The 24154-nt window shown below is 68.6% G+C and carries 21 protein-coding genes; 14 read left to right on the forward strand and 7 right to left on the reverse strand.

Annotation, left to right across the window (positions count from 1 at the left end; translation table 11 throughout):
- Position 1 precedes the first annotated feature (1 nt).
- From ACFWAY_RS33255 to ACFWAY_RS33265, 3 genes are read left to right on the forward strand one after another with little or no spacing between them, the layout of a single operon-like run.
- Positions 2-874: a MaoC/PaaZ C-terminal domain-containing protein gene (locus tag ACFWAY_RS33255; protein WP_378513538.1), complete on the forward strand. Its 873-nt coding sequence runs from the start codon at positions 2-4 to the stop codon at positions 872-874.
- Positions 871-1521, forward strand: a complete 651-nt coding sequence (locus ACFWAY_RS33260; protein ID WP_378513539.1) for a PaaI family thioesterase — start codon at positions 871-873, stop codon at positions 1519-1521. Before ACFWAY_RS33255 ends, ACFWAY_RS33260 begins: the two co-directional genes overlap by 4 nt.
- Before the next feature lie 36 nt (positions 1522-1557).
- A complete protein-coding gene (locus ACFWAY_RS33265; RefSeq protein ID WP_378513540.1) occupies positions 1558-2373 on the forward strand; it encodes a mycofactocin-coupled SDR family oxidoreductase in 816 nt (271 codons plus the stop codon).
- Positions 2374-2446: 73 nt separating this feature from the next.
- Here the strand turns inward: ACFWAY_RS33265 and ACFWAY_RS33270 are convergent, their stop codons facing one another.
- Positions 2447-4108, reverse strand: coding sequence for a class I adenylate-forming enzyme family protein (locus ACFWAY_RS33270; protein WP_378513541.1), 1662 nt, complete (start codon positions 4106-4108; stop codon positions 2447-2449).
- A 153-nt stretch (positions 4109-4261) separates the two neighbouring features.
- On the opposite strand from ACFWAY_RS33270, the gene ACFWAY_RS33275 reads away from it, so the two are divergent.
- The 3 genes from ACFWAY_RS33275 to ACFWAY_RS33285 are packed head-to-tail and all read left to right on the forward strand — an operon-like array spanning position 4262 to position 8050.
- A complete protein-coding gene (locus ACFWAY_RS33275) occupies positions 4262-5455 on the forward strand; it encodes an NADH:flavin oxidoreductase (protein ID WP_378513542.1) in 1194 nt (397 codons plus the stop codon).
- A gap of 26 nt (positions 5456-5481) precedes the next feature.
- Positions 5482-7149: an AMP-binding protein gene (locus ACFWAY_RS33280; RefSeq protein WP_378513565.1), complete on the forward strand. Its 1668-nt coding sequence runs from the start codon at positions 5482-5484 to the stop codon at positions 7147-7149.
- A gap of 13 nt (positions 7150-7162) precedes the next feature.
- Positions 7163-8050 carry an LLM class F420-dependent oxidoreductase gene (locus tag ACFWAY_RS33285; RefSeq protein ID WP_378451688.1) on the forward strand — a complete coding sequence of 296 codons (888 nt, stop codon included), beginning with the start codon at positions 7163-7165 and terminating at the stop codon, positions 8048-8050.
- Here the strand turns inward: ACFWAY_RS33285 and ACFWAY_RS33290 are convergent.
- Entirely contained in the window at positions 8034-8474 is a 441-nt protein-coding gene (locus ACFWAY_RS33290) for a nuclear transport factor 2 family protein (RefSeq protein ID WP_378451687.1), read from the reverse strand. The two genes, ACFWAY_RS33285 and ACFWAY_RS33290, sit on opposite strands and share 17 nt — an antisense overlap.
- Positions 8475-8613: 139 nt before the next feature.
- Between ACFWAY_RS33290 and ACFWAY_RS33295 the strand changes: the two genes are divergently transcribed.
- From ACFWAY_RS33295 to ACFWAY_RS33320, 6 genes are read left to right on the forward strand one after another with little or no spacing between them, the layout of a single operon-like run.
- A complete protein-coding gene (locus ACFWAY_RS33295; protein ID WP_378513543.1) occupies positions 8614-9780 on the forward strand; it encodes an acyl-CoA dehydrogenase family protein in 1167 nt (388 codons plus the stop codon).
- A complete protein-coding gene (locus ACFWAY_RS33300) occupies positions 9777-10712 on the forward strand; it encodes a bifunctional MaoC family dehydratase N-terminal/OB-fold nucleic acid binding domain-containing protein (RefSeq protein WP_378513544.1) in 936 nt (311 codons plus the stop codon). The genes ACFWAY_RS33295 and ACFWAY_RS33300 overlap by 4 nt, the downstream gene beginning before the upstream one ends.
- On the forward strand, positions 10712-11824 hold the full coding sequence (locus ACFWAY_RS33305) for an acyl-CoA dehydrogenase family protein (protein ID WP_378513545.1): 1113 nt from the start codon (positions 10712-10714) through the stop codon (positions 11822-11824). The genes ACFWAY_RS33300 and ACFWAY_RS33305 overlap by 1 nt, the downstream gene beginning before the upstream one ends.
- Positions 11821-12252: a MaoC family dehydratase gene (locus tag ACFWAY_RS33310; RefSeq protein ID WP_378451683.1), complete on the forward strand. Its 432-nt coding sequence runs from the start codon at positions 11821-11823 to the stop codon at positions 12250-12252. Before ACFWAY_RS33305 ends, ACFWAY_RS33310 begins: the two co-directional genes overlap by 4 nt.
- Positions 12249-13427 carry a lipid-transfer protein gene (locus ACFWAY_RS33315; RefSeq protein ID WP_378513546.1) on the forward strand — a complete coding sequence of 393 codons (1179 nt, stop codon included), beginning with the start codon at positions 12249-12251 and terminating at the stop codon, positions 13425-13427. The genes ACFWAY_RS33310 and ACFWAY_RS33315 overlap by 4 nt, the downstream gene beginning before the upstream one ends.
- A 2-nt stretch (positions 13428-13429) precedes the next feature.
- The gene (locus ACFWAY_RS33320; protein WP_378513547.1) at positions 13430-14242 is read left to right on the forward strand and encodes a MaoC/PaaZ C-terminal domain-containing protein; all 813 of its coding nucleotides are present in this window, start codon (positions 13430-13432) and stop codon (positions 14240-14242) included.
- Between the two features lie 76 nt (positions 14243-14318).
- On the opposite strand, the gene ACFWAY_RS33325 is transcribed toward ACFWAY_RS33320, so the two are convergent.
- Positions 14319-15092, reverse strand: coding sequence for an SDR family oxidoreductase (locus tag ACFWAY_RS33325; RefSeq protein ID WP_378513548.1), 774 nt, complete (start codon positions 15090-15092; stop codon positions 14319-14321).
- Positions 15093-15213: 121 nt separating this feature from the next.
- On the opposite strand from ACFWAY_RS33325, the gene ACFWAY_RS33330 reads away from it, so the two are divergent.
- Both ACFWAY_RS33330 and ACFWAY_RS33335 read left to right on the forward strand, forming a co-directional pair.
- Positions 15214-15975: an SDR family NAD(P)-dependent oxidoreductase gene (locus ACFWAY_RS33330; protein WP_378513549.1), complete on the forward strand. Its 762-nt coding sequence runs from the start codon at positions 15214-15216 to the stop codon at positions 15973-15975.
- Between the two features lie 156 nt (positions 15976-16131).
- Positions 16132-17187: a 2Fe-2S iron-sulfur cluster-binding protein gene (locus ACFWAY_RS33335; RefSeq protein ID WP_378513550.1), complete on the forward strand. Its 1056-nt coding sequence runs from the start codon at positions 16132-16134 to the stop codon at positions 17185-17187.
- A gap of 10 nt (positions 17188-17197) precedes the next feature.
- Here the strand turns inward: ACFWAY_RS33335 and ACFWAY_RS33340 are convergent, their stop codons facing one another.
- From ACFWAY_RS33340 to ACFWAY_RS33355, 4 genes are all read right to left on the reverse strand, one after another.
- Positions 17198-18067, reverse strand: a complete 870-nt coding sequence (locus tag ACFWAY_RS33340) for a class II glutamine amidotransferase (RefSeq protein WP_378513551.1) — start codon at positions 18065-18067, stop codon at positions 17198-17200.
- Positions 18068-18091: 24 nt separating this feature from the next.
- Positions 18092-18823, reverse strand: a complete 732-nt coding sequence (locus ACFWAY_RS33345) for a flavodoxin family protein (RefSeq protein ID WP_378513552.1) — start codon at positions 18821-18823, stop codon at positions 18092-18094.
- A gap of 114 nt (positions 18824-18937) precedes the next feature.
- Positions 18938-20401 (reverse strand): catalase, encoded by a 1464-nt coding sequence (locus ACFWAY_RS33350; RefSeq protein WP_378513553.1) that lies wholly within the window; start codon positions 20399-20401, stop codon positions 18938-18940.
- A gap of 201 nt (positions 20402-20602) precedes the next feature.
- Positions 20603-24097: a protein kinase gene (locus ACFWAY_RS33355; protein WP_378513566.1), complete on the reverse strand. Its 3495-nt coding sequence runs from the start codon at positions 24095-24097 to the stop codon at positions 20603-20605.
- Positions 24098-24154 lie beyond the last annotated feature (57 nt).

Below are 24154 nucleotides of genomic sequence, written 5' to 3' on the forward strand. Positions count from 1 at the left end.
CATGGCGATCGACGTGATGGCCGCGCTGACCGCGGAACCGGTCGTGCGGGACGTGGCGTGGACCGAGCGCGACGTGATTCTCTACCACCTCGGACTCGGCGCCGGCGAGAACGCCCAGGACCCCGCGGAACTGCGCTGGGTGTACGAGAAGAACTTGCACGTGCTGCCGACGTTCGCTCTCGTCGCGGGGCAGGGGATCTGGGCCGGCGACGCACCGGCGGCCGCGCTGAGCCTGCCCGGCATCGACATCGACCTGCGCAGGATCCTGCACGGCGGACAGTCGCTCACCGTGCACGCGCCGATTCCTCCGTCGGGCGGGGCCCGGGTGTCCTCGCGGGTGGCCGACGTGTGGGACAAGGGCAAGGCTGCCGTCATCGTGCTCGAACAGACGGCCACCGACTCGGGCGGGAACCCGTTGTGGACCACGGGGATGCAGATCTGGGCCCGCGATGAGGGCGGGTTCGGCGGCTCCCCGGGACCCGAGTCGGTGGCCACGGTGCCGGACCGGGAACCCGACAAGGTGCTCGTGTCGCGCACCGGGACGGCGCAGGCCCTGCTCTACCGGCTCAGCGGCGACCTCAACCCGCTGCACGCGGACCCAGAATTCGCGGCCGCGGCCGGGTTCGAAAGGCCGATTCTGCACGGGCTCGCGTCGTACGGTGTGGTGTGCAAGGCCGTCGTCGACGGGATGCTGGACGGCGATCCCACGCGACTGCGCCACTACGCGGTGCGGTTCGCGGGTTCGCTGTACCCGGGCGAGACCGTCGAGACCGCGGTCTGGCACGACGGCGACCGGCTGACCCTGCGCGCGACGTGCCCCGACCGTGACGGGCAACCGGTGCTGACCCAGGCGACGATGGAGGTGATCGGGTGAGCATCGGTACGCATCCCACGTTCGACAACAGCCCGTCGGGAACGGTGCTGACGTCTCCGCCGGACGGTTCCGCCGTCGACCGGGCGACCGGGGCGGCCCGGCGGGTGATCGACGCGCTGCTGCGCACCGATCGCGGCAACGCCAATCTCGACAGAGTCGCGGAAGAGCTGAACAGCATCGCCGAGCATCTCGAGGAGCACGCGCCTGCCGTCGCCGAGCGGCTGATCGACATGTGGAACGGCGAGGGTGTCACCCGGCACGACCCCGTCACCGGGCCCGAGAACGCGCTCGCGCCGCCCCTCGTTCTGGAGGGACTGTCCGACGGATCGGTCCAGGGCACCGTCACACTGACCATCCCGTACCAGGGGCCGCCCGGGCACGTCCACGGCGGCGTGTCCGCGCTCCTGCTCGACCACGTTCTCGGCGTCGCCAACGCCTGGGGTGGGAAAGCCGGCATGACAGCGCAATTGAGCACCCGCTACCACCGCCCGACGCCGCTGTTCGAACCGCTCACCCTGACCGGGAAGCTGATGGCGGTCGACGGCCGCAAGATCACCACCGTCGGCGACATCCAGACCGCGGACGGCCAGGTGTGCGTCTCGGTCGAGGGACTGTTCGTCGACAAGACCGTGCCCCGCCCACGATGACCCCGACCAGGAGCAGACGATGATCAGGAACAGGCAATGACGTCACCCGGCCGTTTCGAGAACAAGGTCGTCTTCGTCACCGGCGCGGCGCGCGGGCAGGGCCGCGCCGAGGCCGTCCGGTTCGCGTCCGAGGGCGCCGACGTCATCGCGATCGACGCCTGCACCGAATTCGCGTCCACCGCCTACCCCGGCGCCACGCAGGACGACCTGGCCGAGACGGTCCGGCTCGTCGAGTCGACCGGCCGGCGGATCGTCGCCGCCACCGTGGACGTGCGCGATTTCGACGGCCTTTCGCGGGCCCTCGCCGACGGCATCGAACGGTTGGGTCGCCTCGACATCGTGATCGCGAACGCGGGCATCTGCTCGGGGGCGTTGTCGTGGGAGATCACCGCCGAGCAGTGGCAGGAGACGGTCGACGTCAACCTCACGGGAACCTTCCACACCGCGAAGGCGGCGATTCCGTATCTGATCGAACAGGGCGAGGGCGGCGCCGTCGTCTTCACCAGTTCGGTGTCCGGGCTGAAGGGCACGCCGTTCACCGGGCACTACGTCGCCACCAAGCACGGCATCACCGGGCTGGCCAAGACGATGGCGAACGAACTCGGTGAGCACCGCATCCGCGTCAACACGGTGCACCCGGCGGGCGTGGACACCGGCATGAAGGTGCGCGACCTGCATCCGCTCATCGCCCGGTACGCGTCGACGCTCGGTTCCATCTACCAGAACTCGCTGCCCTACAGCATCACCCAGCCGGAGGATGTCGCCGCCGTCGTCGCCTGGGTGTGTTCCGACGAGGCGAAATACATCACCGGGGCGCAGATTCCCGTCGACCTCGGCAACCTCATTCGCTGACGTTCACACGCTCGCCGAATGTCGCAGTGGTGCAGTTCGACTGCACCACTGCGACATTCGGCGCTCAGCGGTGTCAGACGGTGATGTCGCGGCGGATCATCTTGCCGGTCGCATTGCGGGGCAACAGGTCTGTAGTGATCCGCCAGCGGGTCGGGACCTTGAAATACGACAGGCGATCGGCGGCGTAGTCTCGCAGTTCCGCCTCGGTGGTCACGGCACCCGGTCGCAACACCACGACGGCCGCCACCTCTTGCCCCAGATCCTCGTGGGGTGTCCCGATCACCGCGCACTCGAGCACGTCGGGGTGTTCGTCGAGGCACTGCTCGATCTCGGTGGGGTACACGTTCTCCCCGCCGCGGAGGATCAGATCCGAGCGGCGTCCGGTCAGCCGCAGGCGGCCGTTCTCGACGAGTCCGTAGTCGCCGGTCCGGAGCCACCGGCCCGGGGCGATCGCCGCAGCGGTGGCGGACTCGTCCTCCCAGTAGCCGAGCATCACGAACGGGCTGCGCACGCACACCTCGCCCTCGACGCCGTCGGGCAGCCACTCCCCGTACGGGTCGCGGATCTCCATGCTCACCGTGATGATCGGCCGGCCCAGCGTGCCCGGGAACTGCTCGAGTTCGGGGGCGGTGGCGACGGCGATCGCGGTACTGCACTCGGTGAGCCCGTAACTGTCCACGAGCGCGTTACGCGCGAACGGCACCTTCTCGCGCAGGCGTTCCTTGAACGCGACCGACGACGGTGCGGACGCCAGCGAGAACGACGTGAGCGACGACAGGTCGTACCTGTCGAGGTCGTCGTGCTCGACCAGACGGGACGCCATCGTGGGCACCGCTCCCCAGTTGGTGACTCGTTCCCGCTCGACGAGACGGAGCACGGCGTCCACGTCGAATCCGCCCTGGTGCATGACGACCGCGCCGCCCGTCGCGAGCCGCGGAATCACCAGATTGTGCAGGCTCGCGATGTGGAACAGGGGAGACGTCAGGAGGTAGCGAAGCGAACTCGGCACCGTGGGATCGACGGGCCGTCCGCTGAATTCGCCGACCACGGCGTCGCTGAACCGGTGGTAGTCGACGACGGCCAGAATGTTGCGCTGAGAATGCAACGCTCCCTTGGGCCTGCCGCTCGTGCCGCTGGTGTACAGGATGGCGGCGGGATCGTCCTCGTCGACGTCGGTGTGCGGCATCGGGGAACCTGCATACCGCGCGAAGATGGCAGGCAGATCCTCCTCCATCGTGAGGACCGGGAGGTCGGTGCCGACCGCGGCGAGCGTCTCGGCGCGCTTCGCGTCGGCGATCACGACGGTGGGGCGACTGTGCGTCAGTCCGTACTCGACCTCCCGCGGAACCCACCAGCCGTTCAGTCCGACGCTGATGGCGCCGAGCACCTGTGTGGCCCAGAACGCGACCACCCACTCGGGGGTGTTCGCGGCCAGGAACGCGACCCGGTCGCCCTTCCGGACCCCGTAGTCCTCGCGCAGCGCCGTCGCCAGGGCCGCGACCGCCGCGGCGTGCTCGGTGTACGACATCCGGCGGTCGGCGGTCACGAGGTAGTCGCGGTCACCCCACCGGAGCGACGTGGTGAGGAGTTCGCCCACCGAGCGCCCACGGTTCTTCATCACCGGCATCCGGGTGCCGAGCACAGCCTCCTCGACGAGCTCGAACCGGCCACCGGGTCCGGTGAGACGCGACATCACCTGATCCAGGTGCAACTGTGGATCTGTAGGGGCAGTCATCAAGGCGACCTTTCGTCCTCGGGCACTCGTACCGACACAAGATGGCACGCCGTGACGGGCGCCCGGACGTGGTTACCACTCAGCGAGACTGCCGCGATCCGTGACATCCCGGCGCCGTTACGTTCGACAGCGAATCGCAGCTGGAGGAACACTATGACGATAGATCTCGACCCGCCCACAGTGAAGGTCGATCCGCTCGCCCCGGCCAAACTCGGGCCGATCACCCTGCGCAATCGCGTGATCAAGGCAGCGACGTACGAGGGCCTGACGCCGAAGGGGCTGGTCACCGACGAACTCATCGAATTCCATCGGCAGCCCGCCGCCGGAGGCGTGGGCATGACGACCGTCGCGTACTGCGCGGTCGCCGCGGACGGACGGACGTCACCCGGCCAGATCCAATGGACCGACGAGACGATGCCGGGCCTGCGGAAGCTGACCGACGCCATCCACGCCGAGGGTGCGGCAGTGTCGGCGCAGATCGGCCACGCGGGACCGGTCGCGGCCGCGAAGTACATCGGATCCCCGGCCTTGGGCCCGTCCCGTGCATTCCGGATGACCACTCAGAACTTCTCCAAGCCGGCGTCCACGGCAGATATCGCCCGGATCGTCGAGGCGCACGCCAACGCGGCTCGCCGCGCGGCGGCGGCGGGGTTCGACGCCGTGGAGATCCATTTCGGCCACAACTATTTGATCAGCTCCTTCCTCAGCCCGAAGGTCAACAAACGCACGGACGAGTACGGCGGATCCCTGGCGAACCGCGCCCGGTTCGCGCTCGAGACCGCCCGCGCCGTACGCGACGCGGTGGGGGACAGGATCGCGATCCTCGCCAAGCTGAACATGGACGACGGTGTTCCCGGAGGTTTCTGGGTGGACGAGGCCATCCAGGTGGCGCAGTGGCTCGAACAGGACGGTTCGCTGGACGCGCTCGAGCTCACCGCAGGCAGTTCGCTGCTGAATCCGATGTACCTGTTCAAGGGCGACGCGCCGCTCCGTGAGTTCGCCGCCGTCATGCCGCAGCCGACGAAACTGGGAATCCGTCTGGTCGGCAAGCACTTCCTGAAGGAGTACCCCTACCGCGACGCCTACCTTCTCGAGGACGCCCGCCAGATCAGGGCCGCCGTGACGATGCCGCTCGTCCTGCTCGGCGGCATCACCGGCAGGGCGACCATGGATCTGGCGATGGCGGAAGGCTTCCAGTTCGTGGCTGTCGCACGGGCACTGCTGCGGGAACCCGACCTCGTCAATCGGATCGCGGAGGAGACCCACAATCCCGGTCTGTGCATTCACTGCAACAAGTGCATGACGGCGATCTACGGTGGCACCCACTGCGTGCTCCGCGTGCCGTGAGCGTGCCTACCGTGTCGACAGGAGAGATGGAGTTGGAACGCACCACGATCGCCCGGATGCTGCTCGACCGGCTGGGCGACGACAGGCTGGGAGTCCGTACCCGGGTACAGGATTGGACCTGGGACGAGGTGGTGCGCGAGAGTGCGGCCCGCGGGGCCGTCGCGTCCTCGCTGCGGCGCGACGGACCGTTCCACGTCGGTGTCCTGCTCGAGAACACCCCCGAGTTCTTGTTCTGGCTGGGCGGCGCGGCGCTCGCGGGCGCCACCGTCGTCGGCATCAATCCGACCCGTCGCGGGGCGGAACTCGAGGCCGAGATCCGGTACGTCGACTGCCAGCTGATCGTCACGGACACCGCGGGGAAGGCGCAGCTCGCCGGTCTCGACCTCGGGCTGTCCGAGGACCGGTTTCTGCCGGTCGACGATCCGGCCTACGCCGAACTCGTCGCGTCCCACGCGGTGGAGAGTCCGGCAGAGGATCCCGGGATCGACGCGTCGACGCTGTTCCTTCTGCTGTTCACGTCCGGCACCACCGGCACGTCGAAGGCGGTGCGGTGCAGCCAGGGCCGGCTCGCCCGCCTGGCATACGCGAACACCGCCAAATACGGGCACGTGCGCGACGACGTCGACTACTGCTGCATGCCGCTGTTCCACGGCAACGCGCTGATGGCACTGTGGGCGCCGGCCCTCGCCAACGGCGCCACGGTCTGCCTGCCGCGCAAATTCTCCGCGTCCGGATTCCTGCCCGACATCCGGTTCTTCGGCGCCACGTTCTTCACCTACGTCGGCAAGGCGCTGGCGTACCTGATGGCCACACCCGAGCAACCCGACGACCGGGACAACACGCTCGTCCGCGGTTTCGGGACCGAGGCCTCCCCGGAGGACAAAACCGAATTCGTCCGCCGGTTCGGCGCCGAACTGTACGAAGGGTACGGCTCGAGCGAGGGCGCCGGTTCGGTGACGCTCGACCCGAACGCCCCCGAGGGCGCGCTCGGCAGACCCGCGAACGAGAACATCGTCATCGTCGACCCCGACACCCGAATGGAGAAGGCCCGGGCGCGGCTCGACGAGCACGGTCGCGTGCTCAACCCGGACGAGGCGATCGGCGAAATGATCGACAAGGCCGGCGCGGCGCGGTTCGAGGGCTACTACAAGAACGAGGGCGCGATCGCGGACCGCATCCGGCACGGCTGGTACTGGACGGGCGACCTCGGGTACGTCGACGAGGCCGGCTTCATCTACTTCGCCGGCCGGAAGGGCGACTGGATCCGCGTGGACGGGGAGAACACCTCGGCATTGATGGTGGAGCGGATTCTGCGCCGCCACCCGAAAGTGGTCGCTACCGGCGTGTATGCCGTCCCCGACCCGCGGTCGGGCGATCAGGTGATGGCGGCCGTCGAGGTGTCGGACCCGACCGATTTCGATCCGGCGGAGTTCGCCGCGTTCCTCGGTGGCCAGGACGACCTGGGCACGAAGGCTGCGCCGCGCTTCGTCCGGGTGTCGACGGACCTGCCGGTGACGGGATCGAACAAGGTGCTCAAACGAATGCTGCAGGAACAGTGCTGGCGTTGCGACGATCGGGTCTTCCGGTGGGTGGGACGCGGTGTTCCCGAGTACCACGAGATGACCGACAGTGAGAAGGCCGCGCTGGAGCAGGAGTTCCACACGCACGGCCGGCAACGATTCCTGCACGTGTGACGGTGAGGGTGACATGAAACTGGGTGTGGTGATTCCCGTCGAGCTGGGACGGGCGGGCGAGCCCGAGTGGATACTCGAATTCGCGAGGGCCGCCGAATCACTCGGGTTCGACGAGATCTCCGCCGTCGAGCACTCGGTCGTCATCGCGGACACGGCGAGTGCCTATCCGTACTCGCCCACCGGCAAGTCGCACCTGCCTGACGACTGCAGCTTGCCGGACCCGTTGGAACTGCTGTCGTTCGTCGCCGGCGCCACGACGACCCTGGGTCTCGCGACGGGAGTACTGGTCCTGCCCAACCACCACCCGGTGGTGCTGGCGAAGCGTCTCGCCACCCTGGACCGGCTGTCCGCGGGGCGCCTCCGCATCTGCCTCGGTCTCGGCTGGATGCGCGAGGAGATCGAGGCCTGCGGCGGCGACTTCGACCGGCGCGGCGCGGTCGCCGACGAGGCGATCGCGGTGATGCGGGCGCTGTGGTCGGGCACCAGCGCGGTCGACTTCGCGGGCGAACACTTCTCCTTCCGTGGCGCCCAGAGCTGGCCCAAACCCCACCGGGATACGGGAGTGCCGCTCTACATCGGCGGACACAGCCCGGCGGCCGCACGACGGGCAGGGCGGCTGGGCGACGGGTTCCAGCCGCTCGGCCTGGCCGGTGACGACCTGGACCGGGCGATCGCCCGGATGCGGGCGGCGGCAGCGGACGCCGGCCGCGATCCCGCCGAGGTCGACCTCGTGCTGGGTGCCACGCTGCCGCGGCTGGACGAGGCCAAGCTCGACCGGTCCCGGGACCTGGGCGCGAATCGGCTCGTGCTGTCGGCGTCCCGGCACGCGCAGTCCCTCGGCCAGGTCATCGACGAGATGGCCGCCTGCTCGGCGCGGTTGGGACTCAGTCCGGCACGGTGACCGGCACGTCCTCGCTGAAGTCGACGATCAGTTCGCGCCGGGAGAACTGCCAGCCCGTGACGCCGAGCACGTACCGGTCGTGGTAGCGCAACGCGATCCGGTTGTCGCGGAATCCGTTTCGGCCGGCATAGACGTGGTGCGCCGTGCAGTACGTCTCGCCCGACGCCGTCGACTCGTCCACGTCGATCACCTGCTGGTGGACGACGTGCCGGGTGGACTGCAGATGCGAGACCGCGTCCACGACGGCGGACGCGAGCACGTCACTGCCGCGGAGTTCCGTTGCCGCGCCGGTGCCCGTCAACGCAGGCGGGAGGACGAACGTCGCGTCGGTGTCGAACAACGCCGCGAGCGTTGCCGCCTCGCGCCGGTCGACGGCCCGCGCGTAGCGGGCGGTGAGTTCGGTGAGAGCGAATCCGGTGGCCATTCCACCATTCCAGCGGACGTCCGGCATCGGCGACAGCCGCCTCCCGCTGACCGAGACATCGGCACCGAGGCGTGGGAGTGCTGGTTAGCGTCCAGAACACACGTGGCGACAGCCACGCACAGGCTCGAGGAGGACGCCGATGGATGTGAGGGAATCGCCCGGGCAACGGGAACTCCGGCGGGAGTTGCGCGCCTACTTCGCGGCGCTGCTGCCGGAGGCGACGCGGCGGATCGCGGGTGAGGAGGGTGTGGGCGGAGAGCACTTCCGCGACATCGTGCGACTCCTGGGCAAGGACGGCTGGCTGGGTGTCGGCTGGCCGGTGGAGTACGGCGGGCAGGGACGGTCGATCGACGACCAGTTCGTGTTCTTCGACGAGGTGCAACGGGCCGGACTGCCGTTCCCGTTCGTCACCGTCAACACCGTCGGACCCACCCTGATGAAGTACGGCACCGAGGAGCAGAAGGCGCGGTTCCTTCCCGGCATCCTGGCCGGCGACATCGTCTTCGCCATCGGTTACACCGAACCGGAAGCCGGCACCGACCTCGCCTCGCTGCAGACCCGGGCGGTGCGCGACGGGGACACCTGGGTGGTCGACGGCAACAAGATCTTCACCAGTGGCGCCAACACGGCCGACTACGTGTGGCTGGCGTGCCGCACCGATGCGCACGCGCCCAAGCACAAGGGCATCTCGATCCTCATCGTGCCCACCGACGATCCCGGTTTCGGCTGGTCGCCGATCCACACCGTGGGTGGGCTGACGGTCACGTCGACCTACTACAGCGGGATCCGGGTCGGCGATCAGGACGTCGTGGGCGACGTCGACGGCGGGTGGCAGCTGATCACCGCGCAGCTCAATCACGAACGCATCGGGCTCGCCGCGCTGGGTGGACGGGCGCTCGGCCTGTGGCACCAGGTCCTCGACTGGGCCGGGCAGAACGGTGCACTCGACATCCCGTGGGTGCAGATGGACTTCGCGCGCACTCACGCGAAGCTCGAGGCGATGCGACTGCTGAACTGGAAGATGACCGCCGCGGTCGCGCGGGATGCGTTGTCGGGTGCCGATGCCGGCGCCACCAAGACGTTCGGCACCGAAACCCACGTCGACGTCTACCGCACGCTGCTCGGGATCCTCGGTGCCGCCGGACGGCTGCGTCCGGGCTCGCCGGGCGCGATCCTCGCCGGCCAGATCGAACAGATCTCCCGTCAAAGCGTGGTGAACACGTTCGGCGGCGGCGTCAACGAGGTGCTCCGCGACATGGTCGGCACCCTCGGCCTCGGACTCGTCCGCGAGAAGAGGGTGAAATGAGCGAACTCCTCACCCGGCTGCGCGCTTTCGAGGGACGGACGATCGTCCCGGCCACCTGGGGTCCCGACCCGGTGAACACTCCGATGATCCGGCACTGGGTCGAGACGATGGGTGACACGAGCCCCGTCTACCTCGACGACGACGCCGCGCGCGCCACCGGCCGCGGCGGCGCGGTGGCACCCGCCCAGATGCTGCAGGTGTGGACGATGCGCACGTACGCCGACAAGATGTCCGGCGCCGACCCGTCACCCGTCTGGACGGAACTGATCGCCACACTCGACGAGGCGGGATTCACGTCTGTCGTCGCCACGGATTCGGACCAGGAATTCTTCGCCGAACTGCGCCTCGGCGACCGGGTGAGCACGACCGAGGTGGTCGAGTCCGTGTCCGAGGAGAAGCAGACCGGTCTCGGCGCAGGACATTTCGTCACCACCCTCAAGACGTACTGCAACGGCGACGGCGAGATCGTCGGCACCCAGCGGTGGCGGACACTCCGCTTCCGGCCCGCCGAGCGCACGGCCACGCGCCCGCTGCGCCCGAGGCCCGCCCTCGACGACGACAACGCGTTCTGGTTCGCGGCCGCACGCGAGCACCGCCTCGTCATTCAGCGGTGCGTGAGCTGCGGTGTGCTGCGGCACCCGACCGGACCGATGTGCGGGGAGTGCCGCTCCACCGAGTGGGACACCGTCGACGCGTCGGGGCGGGGCACCGTCTACACGTTCGTCGTCAATCACCACCCGAAGATCGACGCCTTCGACTACCCACTGATCGTCGCGGTGATCGAACTCGAGGAGGGCACCCGCCTGATCGCCAACATGACGGGAGTCGAACCCGACCACGTGCGCATCGGAATGCCGGTGGTACTGGACTGGATCGACGCCGACCCGGAGCTCACCCTTCCCGTATTCCGTCCGGCATCGGAGGACCACTGATGGATTTCACCTTCAGCGAGGAGCAGGAAGCGGTGCGCGGACTGGCCGCGGACGTGTTCGCTGCCAAGTCGCGACCCGAGCGGATCAAGGACGTCGAGTCGAGCGCCGACAGGATCGACCGGGAACTGTGGCGCGAACTGGCGACCACGGGTCTGCTCGGCATCGCCCTGCCCGAGAACCTCGGTGGCGGCGGCATGGGACTCGCCGAACTGTACGTCCTGCTCGAGGAGCAGGGCCGGACCGTGGCGCCGGTTCCGGTGTGGCCGCACGTCCTCGGCGCGCTCGCGATCGCCGAGTTCGGGACGCCGGACCAACGGGACGCGCTGGTCCCCGCGGCTGCCGACGGCAGCCTGATCGTCACCGTCGGACTCGAGGAGTTCGGACCGTACGTCGCGGGCGAACCGGCGACGACGGCACGCGAGGTGGACGGCCGGTGGCAGGTGCACGGCGCCAAGGCCGCAGTGCCGGTGGCCAACCTCGCCGAACGCCTCCTGGTCTCCGCGACCACCGACAGCGGTCCAGCGCTGTTCCTGGTGGATCCGGGGACCGCGGGCGTGACTGCGCAGCAGGCGGAGTCGACCACCCACGAGATCTGCGCGAACGTCACGTTCGCCGAGGCCCCCGCGGAACCGATCGGCCCGGCGGACGGTACCGCGGTGCGGTGGCTGCTCGAACGGGTGGAACTGGCCGTCGCCGCTCTGCAACTGGGCGTGGGGGAAGGTGCGGTGAGTCAGGCCGTCACGTACCTCAACGGACGCTCCCAGTTCGGTCGCCCGCTCGCGACGTTCCAGGCCGTCACCCACCAGCTCGCGGACTGCTATATCGACCTCGAGGCCATGCGGGTGACGCTGTGGCAGGCCGTCTGGCTCCTCGCGAGCGGGGAAGATCCGGGAACCGCTGTGCTGGTCGCGAAATGGTGGGCGACCGACGGCGGGCAGCGGGTCGTTCACCGCACGCAGCACGTGCACGGCGGAATCGGCGTCGACACCGACTACCCGGTGCACCGGCACCTGCTGTGGGGCAAACAGCTCGCCGCCACACTCGGCGGTGCCGGCTCCGACCTGGCACGTCTGGGCGCGCAGCTGGCGGCCGGGGTCGAGGTGGTCGCATGACCGCGACCGTCGGCGCCACGACCTACGAGTCCGTCACGATCGGCGATCGGCTGCCGGAGCTGGTGATTCCGCTGACCCGCACCCTGATCGTCGCCACCGCCCTCGCCACCCGCGACTTCCAGGACGTTCACCACGACCCGGCCCGCGCGGTGGAGCGGGGGTCGAAGGACGTGTTCATGAACATCCTCACCACCAACGGGCTGGTGGGAAGGTTCGTCACCGACTGGGCGGGCCCGCACGTGTCGCTGCGCCGGATCGCGGTGCGGCTCGGTGCCTCCAACTACCCCGGCGACGAGATGACCCTGACCGGTGAGGTGGTCGCGAAGGACGGCGACCTCGTCACCGTGAAGATCCGCGGCGCGAACAGCCTCGGTGATCACGCCACCGGCACCGTCGTCGTCGCCTGGCCTGCACGAGGAGACCTGTGACCAGCCCCCTGTCGGGCGCCGCCGCCATCGTCGGCATCGGAGCCACCGAATTCTCCAAGCACTCGGGACGAAGCGAACTGCAACTGGCGTGCGAGGCAATCGTCGCCGCGCTCGCCGACGCGGGCATCGACCCGTCCGAGGTCGACGGACTGTCCACGTACACCGCCGAGACGAACGGGGAGGTGCTGGTCGCCCGCAACGCGGGCATCGGCGAGCTGAAGTTCTTCTCCCGCATCGGGTACGGCGGCGGCGCCGCGTGCGCCACGGTCCAGCAGGCGGCCATGGCCGTGGCGACGGGCATCGCGGACGTCGTCGTCTGCTACCGCGCGTTCAACGAACGGTCCGGTGTGCGTTACGGACTCGGGCAGCACGACCGCCCGATGGACAGCACCGCGGACCGGGCGGCGTACGCCTGGCTGACCCCGCAGGGACTGTCGACGCCCGCCCAGTGGGTGGCGATGTTCGCCCGCCGGTACATGCATCGGTACGGCGCCACGAGTGAGGACTTCGGCCGGGTCGCGGTCGTCGCACGCAAGCACGCCGCCGACAACCCCGCCGCCTGGTTCCACGGGCGGCCCATCACCCTCGACGACCACCAGCAGTCGCGGTGGATCGCCGAACCGCTGCACCTCCTGGACTGCTGCCAGGAAACCGACGGCGGTCAGGCCCTCGTCGTCGTCTCCGCCGAACGCGCCAAGGACCTCCGCACCACCCCGGCGATCGTCAAGGCCGCCGCGCAGGGCTCCGGCAAGGACCAGCACATGATGGCCAGCTACTACCGGCCCGACATCACCGGGATCCCCGAGATGGGCCTCGTGGGCAGGCAACTCTATGGGCAGAGCGGTCTCGCGCCGGACGACATCTCGTCGGCGATCCTCTACGACCACTTCACCCCGCTGGTCCTGCCGCAACTCGAGGAACTGGGTTTCTGCGACCCCGGCGAGGCGAAGGACTTCATCCGGGACGGACACCTCGAGGTCGGCGGCCGCCTCCCGGCGAACACCCACGGCGGGCAGATCGGCGAGGCCTATCTGCACGGCGTCAACGGCATCGCCGAGGCGGTACGCCTGATCCGCGGCACGTCGACCACACAACCGGACGGCATCGGCAACGTGCTGGTGACCGCGGGCACCGCCGTGCCCACCAGCGGCCTGATCCTGGGCAGAGAGGACTGATCATGACGACAACCGAGCGCACGACGGCAGGAGCGTGGCGAGGCGAGGACCTCGGCACCCGCACCGTGAGTTACGACGAGCGCGACGCCATCCTGTACGCACTGTCGGTGGGTGCACGGGCCACCGAATTGGACCTCGTCTTCGAGGAGCGTCTGCGCGTGTTGCCCACGTTCGCGCTCACCCTCGCCCAGTGGGCGCCGGACGAACTGGGGTCGCGGGGCGCTTTCGACACGAAGACGGCACTGCACGGATCGCAGGAACTGACGGTGTTCGCGCCGCTACCGTGTCGCGGCGAGATCGCGTTGTCGGCGTCGGTCGGCGAGGTGTGGGACAAGGGCTCGGCAGCGGTGTTCGAGGTGCGCGTCGAGTCCGAGTTCTTCGTCGCCACCTGGTCGCTGTTCGCGCCCGGTGCCGGCGGTTTCGGTGGCGATCGAGGCCCCGCGAAACCGTCTCGGTCCGAGGGCGAACCGGCCGTGGAGGCTGTTCTGCAGACAGCGGAGAACCAGGCGGCCCTGTACCGGCTGACCGGCGACCGGCATCACATCCACATCGACCCGGCGGCGGCCGAGCGGATCGGGCAGCCCAGGCCGATCATGCACGGGCTGTGCACCCTCGCCGCGAGCACGCTGGAACTCGCGCGAGCGCTGGACGTCCACCCGGCCGACCTCGTCCGGCTGGAGGGACGGTTCGCCGCGCCGGTGTATCCGGGCGACGCACCGACGTTGCGAGCCTGGGGCGATGCGGGTGGCGCGTCGTTCGAACTCGTCCAGGGCGATCGGCCGCTCATCGCCGGCGCCCGCGCCGCGTTCGGCTGACCGCACGTTCGCCCGCCGTCGCCGAATGTCACATCGGTGCAGATGAACTGAACCGATGTGACATTCGGCGAGGAGGTCAGGGGTGGGTCGCGAGGTACCGCGCGGGGTATTCGCCGCCGCCGTGGACGGCGAGATCGGCGCCGTTCACGTACGACGCCTGCGTGCTCGCCAGGAACAGGCAGGCGTCCGCGATGTCGGACGGCACAGCCATCCGCCCCATCGGCAGGGTTCGGGTGACGGCGGCGCCGCCGTCGTCACCGTAGACGGACGCCGCGCTCTCGGTGCGGATGAGACCCGTGGTGATGTGGTTGATCCGGACCTTCGGAGCCCATTCGAGCGCAAGCGCTTTCGTCAGCACCAGCAGGCCGGCCTTCGCTGCGCTGTACGTGGCGGTGCCGGGTTGCGGATCGTGGGCGGAGACGCTGCCGATGTTGACGATGGCACCGCCGTCGGACTGCTGCTGCATCACCGCGTTGGCGGCCTGGGCGACGGTGAAGGGTGCCAGCAGATTCAGCGCGACGATCTTCTCGACGAAACGCGGTGAGACGGTGGCCGCGTCGGTGTCGGGCGAACCGCCCGCGTTGTTGACGAGGACGTCGAGGCGGCCGTACCGCGCGACGGCGTCGTCGATCAGTGCGGCGGCGTCGGCGTGGTCGCGGACGTCGGTCGCGCGGAACACGGCGGTGCGATCACCGTGCGCCGGCAGGGTGTCCGGTGTGGAGCGACCGCAGACGAGCACGTTCGCACCCGCGGCGAGAAACGATTCGGCGACGACGAAACCGATGCCCTTGGTTCCGCCGGTCACGACGACGGTGCGGCCACTGAAATCGAGAGGATGGGGGATTGTCACGGGAGACCTTCGGAGTGAGGGAGCGCGAGGATTCCTGGCGCTCGAATGAGATCGGGGGAATCGGCACGAGGACCGAAAACAAGCAAATGCTTGGTTCGATAGTAGGGGAACGGGAGTGGACATGGGCAAACTCGACGGCAAGGTCGCGCTGATCACGGGTGCGGGACAGGGGATCGGGCAGGGAATCGCCCTGGCCCTCGCCGGGGAGGGCGCGGCGATCGCCGTCGCCGGACGGACCGAATCGAAACTGCACGGCACGTGCGAGCGACTCACCGAACTCGGCGCCCACAGCGAACCGGTGGTGTGCGACGTCAGCAGGCGCGCGGACATCGCGTCCGCCGTCGAGCGGACCGTGGACGTGTTCGGCGGCGTCGACATCCTGGTCAACAACGCCAACGACTGCACGCCGGGACCGATCCTGTCGGTGATCGACGAGGAATACGAGCGGTCGTTCGCGACGGGACCGCTCGCGACGCTGCGCATGATGCAGTCGTGCCACCCGCACATGAAGTCGCGCGGCGGCGGCGTGATCGTCAACCTCGTCACGTCGGCGGCCGTGCGCTGGGACGCGAGCAACTACGGCGCCTACGGTTCGATCAAGGAGGGAATGCGTGCGCTGACCAGGTCGGCGGCGTGCGAGTGGGGGCGGGACGGCATCCGGGTGCTGTCCGTGGCCCCGCACGCGAAGAGTCCGGCCCTCGAGCGGTGGATGGAGCGGAATCCGGACGAGGCGGCAGAGTTCGTGGCGGGCATCCCACTCGGACGCGTCGGCGACGCCGAGACCGACATCGGGCGCGCCGTCGTGTTCCTCGTGAGCGAGGACGCCGGCTACCTCACCGGCGCGACCATCCCCCTGGACGGCGGGCAGTCCCGTTGGGGCTGACGGCGGGCAGTCCCGTTGGGGCTGACGGCGGGCAGTCCCGTTGGGGCTGACGACGATGATCCGGGTCCCGCACAGCGGGAAGAGCTGCGGACGCCGCCGTCGATCTGCACTAGTTTCGGCAGGATCGAATTACCGTAGCGAGAGGGCACCGTCGCGATGACGACCGTTGAAACACCACGCAGTTCGCGATCAGTAGTGGTCACCGTGGCCGCTGTCGTGGAGGAGACGTCCGACGCCCGGTCGCTGGTGTTCGACGTCCCCGACGAGCGTCGGCACGAATTCGCCTACAAGCCAGGTCAGTTCCTGACGCTGCGCATCCCGAGCGACCGGACGGGGTCCGTCGCCCGGTGCTACTCGCTGGCCAGTTCGCCGTTCACCGACGACCTGCCGAAGGTGACGATCAAACGCACCGCAGGCGGGTACGGTTCGCACTGGTTGTGTGACAACGTCGGCGTCGGCGACCGCATCGAGGTTCTGCCTCCCGCGGGCGTGTTCACTCCGGCCAGCCTGGACGAAGACCTGATCCTGTTCGCCGCGGGCAGCGGAATCACCCCGGTGATGTCGATCCTCAAGTCGGCGCTCAGCGAGGGCAGCGGGAAAGTCGTTCTCGTGTACGCGAACCGGGACGAGAAATCGGTCATCTTCGCCGACGAGTTGCGGGAACTCGCGGCGCGCCACGAACACCGGCTGACCGTCGTGCACTGGCTTGAGAGCGTGCAGGGCCTGCCGACACCGCGGCAACTCGCGAATCTGTCGGACCGGTTCCGGGACCACCGCGCCTACCTCTGCGGACCGCGTCCCTTCATGGACGCGATCCACGAGTCGCTCGCACTCGCCGGCGTCCCGCGCGACCGCGTGCACGCCGAGGTGTTCACCTCCCTGTCCGGGGATCCGTTCGCGGACGTCGTGGTCGAGGAACTGCCGGACACGGGAGCGGGAGCGGCGTCGACGGTCGAGGTGCAACTCGACGGCGAAGAGCACAACCTGAGCTGGCCCCGCCAGGCGACGCTGGTCGACGTCATGCTCTCCCGGGGCCTCGACGTCCCCTACTCGTGCCGCGAGGGCGAATGCGGTTCCTGCGCATGCACGGTGGTCGAGGGAGAAGTGGACATGGACAACGCGTCGATCCTCGATCCCGAGGACATCGCGAGCGGCTACGTCCTCGCGTGCCAGGCACGTCCCGTCAGCGAGCACGTGCGGATCGAGTTCTGACCGGGGTTGGCTACTTCTCGGTCTGCGCGGCTGCGGCGCGGGCATTGAGGTCGGCGAGGCGGATCGGGTAACGCGGTGGGCGGTCGACGATCACCTCCCGTGTGACGGTGAGGTCGCGGTCGACGTGAAGCAGTTCGCCCGGTTGGAGCGGCGTCCAGCCGGGATCCTCGTCCATCTGTTCACTGGCGACGACGACCGCCGGATGCTCGGCGAGATGCTCGGACCTGGCACGGATTCGGCCGGGAGTGCTCGCGTGCTGGAGGTGGCGACCACCGCTCGGACCACCCGCGCGACGTTCGAGGAAGAGCAGGTCGTGGGTGTCCGGGTACCGTAGCGCCCACAATTCGCCGGGTGTGGTCAGCAGGATGTTGAGCGCGTAGATCGGCACGGTGTCCGCCAGCCATCGGGCGGCCGAGGTGATGCCGGCCGTGACGTCGCCGCCGTTCCTGCCGATGTGACTGGTGACGAGGGCGAAGACGCGTTCCGAGTCGGTGTCACCGTGAACGAGTGCGAGGTCGGAGCCCAGTTCCGCCTCGAGCTTCGGCAGGTCCTCGACCACGCCGTTGTGGGCGAACACGCGACCGTCCTGGGCGAACGGATGGGTGTTCTGGGGAAGCAGTTCACCCGTGGTCGCGAAACGGATGTGCGCGACGAACGTGGCCGAATAGCGATGCTTCGCCTCCTGCGCGAACTCCTTGTCCTCGTACGCCGCGAGCGGTTGCTTCTCCACCACCGGAGTTCCGTCCTCCGCGAACGTGCCGAGTCCCGTGCCGTCCGGCTCGCGGTGACTCTGCTGCGCCAGGCTGTCCGGGGCGTCCAGCAGCCAGAACGACGCGCGGACGCGGTGAGGGGCGGCGGACAACCCGAACAATCGGCACATGACTTCCCTCTCGGGTGGGACGGATCAGCGGTAGTCCGGGTTGGCGAAGTCGGGGCGGCAACCCGCGTCCCACTCCGAACGTTGATTCCCGTACGCGGGGAACCCGCCGGCCTTCTTCAACATCGCGGCGACATGCATCAGGTTGTACGTCATGAACGTGGTGTTGCGGTTGGTGAAATCGTTCTCCGGGCCGCCCGACCCTTCGTCGAGATACGACGGGCCCGGGCCGGCCTCACCGATCCATCCGGCGTCCGCCTGCGGTGGGATCACGTATCCGAGATGCTGGAGGCTGTAGAGGATGTTCATCGCGCAATGCTTGACACCGTCCTCGTTGCCGGTGATCAGGCAACCCCCGGCACGCCCGTAGTACGCGTACTGGCCGTGGTCGTTGAGAATCGACGAGCAACCGTACAGCCGCTCGATCACCTGCTTCGTGACGGAACCGTTGTCGCCGAGCCAGATCGGACCGGCCAGCACCAGGATGTCGGCGTCCAGCACTCGCTGAAACAGTGGGGGCCATTCGTCGCTCGGCCACCCGTGCTCGGTCATGTCCGGATAGACGCCGGTCGCGATGTCGTGGTCCACCGCCCGAATCTGGTCGACCGAGACACCTTCCTTTTCCATCAGCCCGACACTGCGGTCGATCAGCCCCTGGGTGTTGCTCACTTTGGGAGACCGCTTCAGGGTGCAGTTGACGAACAGGGCACGCAGACCGCTGAAACGGGGGGTGCCGTCCTGCGGCGACGGATCGGTCATCAGTCCTCCCACGAAAGAGTCCGGAAGTCCACGATATGCCGCGGCGGTCCCTGTTCGTGGCAGAAGAGTCCGCCCGGTCCGGGGTATCCCGGACCGGGCGGACCCGGTGTTCCCTCAGCCCAGCGCGGAGATCGCCTTCGCGACGCCCTCACCGTAGGCGGGATCGCACTGCGTGCAGTTGTCGATGTGCCGCTGCACGACCTGCTGCGACGCGCCGTTGATGGCCCGCGCGGTGTTCTCGAACAACACCTGCTTCTGCTCGTCGCTCATGTTGTTGAACAACACGCGCGGCTGCGAGAAGTAGTCGTCGTCGTCCTCGCGGAAGTTGAACCGGTCTGCGAACGCGCCCACTGCCTGCGCGGGGTCGCGGTACCGGCTCTGCTCCTGCCACTTGCCGTAGCTGTTCGGCTCGTAGTGCAGGGTGCCACCGTTGTTGCCGTCGACCCGCATGGCACCGTCACGGTGGAAGTTGCTCACCGGGCAACGAGCCGCGTTGACCGGGATCTGGTAGTTGTTCACCCCGAGGCGGTAGCGCTGCGCGTCACCGTAGGAGAACAACCGGCCCTGGAGCATCTTGTCCGGGGAGAAGCTGATGCCGGGCACGACGTGCGCCGGGTTGAACGCGGCCTGCTCGACCTCGGCGAAGTAGTTGTCGGGGTTGCGGTTGAGCTCCCATTCGCCGACCTCGATCAGCGGGTAATCGGCCTTCGGCCACACCTTCGTCAGGTCGAACGGGTGGTAGGGGACCGTGTCGGCGTCGGCCTCGGGCATGATCTGCACGCACAGCTTCCACTTCGGGAAATTGCCGGCCTCGATGGCGTCGAAGAGGTCGCGCTGGTGGCTCTCGCGGTCGGCGCCGACCAGGGCCTCGGCCTCGGCGTCGGTGAGGTTCTCGACACCCTGCTGCACGCGGTGGTGGAATTTCACCCAGAAGCGTTCGCCCGCGGCGTTGATGAAACTGAAGGTGTGCGAACCGAATCCGTGCATGTGCCGGTACGACGAGGGGATGCCGCGGTCGCTCATCACGATGGTGACCTGGTGCAGCGACTCGGGCAGCGACGTCCAGAAGTCCCAATTGTTGTCAGGGCTACGCAGATTCGTGCGGGGGTCACGCTTGACGGCGTGGTTGAGGTCGGGGAACTTCAGCGGGTCGCGGAAGAAGAAGACCGGGGTGTTGTTACCGACCAGGTCCCAGTTGCCCTCCTCGGTATAGAACTTGACCGCGAAACCGCGGATGTCACGCTCGGCATCGGCGGCGCCGCGCTCACCGGCAACAGTGGAGAAGCGGGCGAACAGCTCGGTCTTCTTGCCGACCTCGGAGAAGATCTTCGCGCTGGTGTACCGGGTGATGTCGTTCGTGACCGTGAAAGTTCCGAAGGCGCCGGAACCCTTGGCGTGCATGCGACGTTCCGGAATGACCTCACGGTCGAAATGTGCGAGCTTCTCGAGGAACCAGACGTCCTGCAGCAACTGCGGCCCGCGGGGCCCGGCAGTCACGACGTTCTGGTTGTCGGGAACGGGTGCGCCTACGGCCGTAGTGAGCTTGTCGTTCGTGTTCGCAGTGGTCTCTCGGCTCACAGTGGATCCCTTCGTTGCTGGCTGTCGCTCTGGGTTTTCTGGAACTGGCTGTCGGGCTTGAGGCTTCGCCGATGGCACTGTCGACGTCGCGGATCGAACCACACTCACGGGGCGCGACGCGGTGGTGGCCGCGTCCCACCCTCGTGTGTGTTCACGGTCACACTGCACCATCGTTTCTTGAATTAGTCAAGAAAGCGCACGCTAACTCTCGACCGGTGTCCCGGTCTCCAGTGCCGCAACCAGGAACTCTTCCGGAACATCCGGCCAGTCGGACTGCCAGCGGCCGGCTCGCCTGTCCTCGAGGAGGGCCGTCAGCGCGGGCACCATTCGCGGTCCGCCGTCGATCAGGTAGCGCACGAAGCCGATTCGTGCACACGTCGCGGCGACGGAGGCCAGCACCGGCTTCGCTTCGTCGACCCGGCCCGCCGCGACCAGGCACGCGACGAGCAGGCGATTGGCCTGCATGGCCGCCCTCGGCCGGATCTCCTGTTCGACCCGGCGCACCCACTCCTCCGCGCGGCGACACGCGACGTCGGGCTCGACGGCCGACTGCTTCCGGATCTCCGTGGCGTCGTCGAGCTGTGCGACGATCTCGGCGAACCCGAAATCGGGTTCCCGGGTCGCCTTCCCGTCGCCTGGAGGCTGGGGCGACGCGGGCAGGCCGAGCCGGACCCGCTCGTTCTCGACCCGGGCCCGCAGTCGCGGGAGTCCCAGCGACGCCGCCGCGGACGCACCCTCGTCGAGGTGGCGGGCAGCGGACGCGAGATCGCCACGGCCGGCCTTCAGTCGCGCGCCCGTGACGAAGCGGGCGATCATGAAATCGACTATGCCGCCCTCGGGTCCGAGCTCGTAGCTCTCGTCGAGGAGTCGTTCGGCCTCGTCGAGATGGCCCAATTCGTACATCAGCTCGCCGAGGAGTGCGCCTGCGAGTCGTGCGGCATGTGAATGGGTGCCTGCCGACTTCGTCGCGGTCTGCACGGCCAGCCGGAAGTTGTCCTCGGTCGCGGTGATGTCGAGTTGTTCCATCGCGGCGATGCCGGCGAAGCAGTACCCGTACATCGTACTGAACGGTCCGACGGTCCGCTGGTGGTACCCGGCTGCCCACTCCTGCAGGCGGCGGGCCTCCACGAAATCGAATTGGGCGATCGCGACGGCGGACGCGAGATTCGACCCCGCCGAAACCACCCACGCGCGTAGGGTTTCCGGGCGGGCCAGGCATTCCGCGATGAGGTCGGGGACTCCGGCGATGCGATCGGACGACACCGCGATCACGGCGCGGACGATGTCGGCCTCCACGCGGATGTCGGCCTGCTCGGTGTCGCTCAGCTTCGAGGATTCGAGGGTCGACACGACCAGCGAGAGCGACCGCAGTGTCGGCGCCACCCGTTGCAGCAGGATGTTCGCCCACGCGACCGCGATCTGGATGCGCGGGCTGGACTCGACCAGCGGCCGCGGCAACTTGTCGACCAGGCCGAGCAGCGCGACCATCCGCGAGTGCTCCACCAGGTACATTCCCTGCTCCTCGACCACCGCGACGGCCACGTCGCGATCGCCTGCCGCCAACGCGTGATCCACTGCATCGCTGACGTAGTGGTGGTCGGCGAACCAGTGCGCGGCCGCGCGGTGCAGGTCCGCCACGCGCGACGGATGATCGCGCTCGAGGCGCCGGCGGAGATACTCGGCGAACAGGTGGTGGTACTCGAACCACTCCCGGTCCTCGTCGAGGCTGCGCAGGAACAGGTCGCGCGATTCGACCTGCTCGAGCAGGGCCTGACCGCGGGTCACGTTCGCCAGCACGCAGGCGAGGTCGCCGCAGACGCGCTCGGTGACGGACGTGGCCAGCATGAAGTCGAGCAGCGCAGGCTCGAGGGTGCTGAGCACGTTCTCCGCCAGGTACTCACCGATCGCGTGGTGGCGGCCCGACATGTGCCGGATGAGATCGCCGGGGTCGGCGCGATCACGCAGCGACAGCGACGCCAGTTGCAGCGCCGCCACCCACCCGTCCGTGGTCTCCTCCAGCGCCTCCACGTCGGAGTCCTCCAGGTGCAGTCCGCCGAGGTCGACCAGGAACCGCTGCGACTCGGTGATGTCGAAGCGCAAAGCCACGGAATCGATTTCGACGAGTTCGTCACGTACCCGCATCTTGGCCAGCGGAAGTCCTGCCTGGCTTCGGCTGCTCACCACCATCTGCAGGTGGTGGCAGCCGTTCTCCAGGATGAAGTCCATCGCGGCGATCGTGTCCGGCGACGTGACGCGGTGCCAGTCGTCGATCATCACCACCACGTGGCGCCTGCTGTCGTGGACCTGATTCACCAGCGAGGTCAGCACATACCGTTCCGCTTCGGCGCCGTTCTCGTCGAGCGCCTGCCCCAGTTCGTCCGCCAGGGTCGGCTCGGCCCGGCGGATCGCCTCGACGAGGTGGGACAGGAACCACACGACGTTGTTGTCGTCGTTGTCCACCGTCAGCCAGGCGACGGCGGCGCCGTCCTCGATGAGCACGTCGCGCCACTGGGCCGCCACCGTGCTCTTCCCGAAACCGGCGGGTGCGTGGATGAGCGTCAACCGCCTCCGCTGACCCAGCCGGAGCAGATCCAGGAGACGGGTGCGCTCCACCAGGGACCGCATCGGGGTCGGCGGCCGGAAGCGGGCCGCGGCGCTCGGCGGGGTGGCACCCGACCGCCGGCGGTAGCTGCGACTGTGCCCGGACGTCGAGGACTGCGTGGTCGGCGTCGAGGTGTGCTCGGTGCGCGGGAACTCGTCGGCCGCGGCGGGGAGCGCCATCTCGTCGACATCGAGCCCGTGCCTGCGCTCGATGTCGCGCAGTTCCTGGCCGAACTCCGCGGCCGAAGCCGGGCGGTCGGTCGGTTCCTCGGACATCGCGCGCTCGATGGCCGAGCACACGTCGTCGGGAATGTCCTCGCCCCGCAGATCCGGAACGGGTTGCGTGGCGATGCGGAGGAACTGCGCGACGAGCCGCTCCCCGCTCCGCCGCTCGAACGCGGCATGCCCGGTGAGCAGGCAGAACAGGGCGGCACCCAGGCTGTACACGTCGGAAGACGCGGACGGCGCGTCGCCGCGGAGAACCTCCGGCGCCGTGAACGCGGGCGAACCGGTGATCATGCTCGACGTGGTCTCGAATCCACCCGTGACGCGCGCGATGCCGAAGTCCGTGAGCTGCGGTTCGCCGTACCCGGTGAGCAGGATGTTCGCGGGTTTGACGTCGCGGTGCAGGGTGCCGAGCCGGTGCGCCGTCTCCAGTGCGCCCGCCAGTTTCACGCCGACGCGCAGCGTTTCACTCCACGGCAGCGGCCCTTCACGCCGAATCCAGGCGTCGAGCGAATTGCGCGAGTGGTACGGCATCACGATGTACGGCCTGCCGCTGCGCGTCACCCCGGACTGCAGGATGTCGACCACGTGGGGATGCCCCGACAATTTCCCCATCGCACGCTGCTCCCGCAGGAAGCGTTCGCGGTCCTCGCCGTCCAGATCGGAGGACAGCACCTTGATCGCGACCGTGCGGTCGAGCGCTGTCTGCAGGCAGCGGTAGACGACCCCGAACCCTCCCCGGCCGATCTCGCGTGCGTCGTCGAATCCCTCCGACGACAGCTCCGCGACGATGTCGGTCACGACGATCCGCTTGGTAGCCTGCGGATCCGAGTCGGTCGGCCCGGAACTGCTTTCCGGGTGTCGTGGCACACTCAATGAAATCACCTTCTCGGTGCACTGACGCCAGCATATCGCGGTCGCACGACA

Source organism: Rhodococcus sp. NPDC059968 (assembly GCF_042738615.1).
Lineage (GTDB): Bacteria > Actinomycetota > Actinomycetes > Mycobacteriales > Mycobacteriaceae > Rhodococcus_F.